The following is a 1320-nucleotide window of genomic DNA, read 5'->3' on the forward strand; positions in this document are numbered from 1 at the left end:
AGTTCTCGCGGTTGCGATAGCCGCGGGCGAGGCGGCGGTGGAGCTCGATGATCCCGTTGATCGCCTCGGTGCCGCCGTTGTTCGCGCGGCTCGTGGTGAAGTACGCCAGGAACGCTGAACGCCAGCGGCGGAGGGTGCGGCCGAGGCGGGCGATCTCGGGGATCGGGCAGGTGTGGAACGTGTCGACCACCCTCTCGGCGATCCGCCGCCCCTCGGTCAGGTCCTTCGCGTGGTAGGCAGAGCGCAGCTGCTGTGCGCACTGCCACGCGACGAACACCTCGTCGTGCGCAGGATCGGCCTCGATTGCCGCGGTCAGCCGGATCCGCTGCTTGTCGGTGAGGTTCTCGGCCCCGGCACGGAGGATGGTCTGAATCCCGTAGAGCGGGTCGCCCTTCCGACCGCGATGCCCGAGGGTGTCTTGCTGGACGCGGCGGCGGACCTCGTCGACGGCGGCGGTGCCGAGCTTGACGACATGGAACGCGTCCAGCACAGCGACCGCGTCTTCGAGCGTGTCATCGATCGCAGTCTTGTAGCCCGCGAACGGGTCCAGCGCCGCCACCTTCACGTTCTTTCGGAACGCTTCGCCCCGCTCGCTGAGCCAGGACGCGTATGCCTTCCCCGATCTGCCCGGCACGAGGTCGAGCAGCCTGGCCCGCGTCTTCCCGGTGCTGTCGCGGCTGAGGTCGACCATGCCGGTCAGTTCCTTCGGGCCCCGCTTGCGGTGGTCGACGTGATGCCAGATGTGCTCGTCGACGCCGAGCGTGGTCACGTTCTCGAACCGGGACTCGTCGGCTGCCAACCGCACCAGTTCAGGCTCAACAGCCCGCCACACCGTCTTCCACGATGTCCCGAGCTGACGACGTAGTCCTTCGATCGTGGCGTGCTCGCGGCGCAGCTGCCCGATCGCCCAGTCGACGGCTCGCCTTGTGAGCGACCCGCGCCGAGCGACCAGCGAGGGAAGCTGCTCCACGAACGTCTTCTTGGCACAGCCCACGTCGCCGCATCGCCAGACCCGTTGCCGCCAGACGATCCGCACCCGCGTCACGCCCGGCACGTCATGCAACACTCGACGGCGGCGCCCTCGACCGATCGCCACGACCCCGCACAACGGGCACCCGGTCGGCGCCGCCGGTGTCGAAACGGTGACGATCAGCAGCCCGTCGCGGCGGTCAACGTGCTCGACATGGACGCCGTCGAGACCGACCAGCAGATCGCAGCGGTAACACGGATCAGCGGCAGAGCGCGCGTCAGCGCACCCCGAAGTAGGGTGAAGCACGTCGAGGTCCTCGTGATGGATCAGCAGTTGGCGCTACTGATCCT

At 68.3% G+C, this 1320-nt stretch carries 1 protein-coding gene; it reads right to left on the reverse strand.

The features are described from left to right. Window positions 1-1276: ISL3 family transposase (locus tag ACYVGN_RS13385; RefSeq protein ID WP_460791359.1), on the reverse strand; the 1276-nt coding region annotated here is incomplete at its 3' end. Window positions 1277-1320 lie beyond the last annotated feature (44 nt).

This window comes from Microbacterium lacusdiani, from assembly GCF_054779895.1.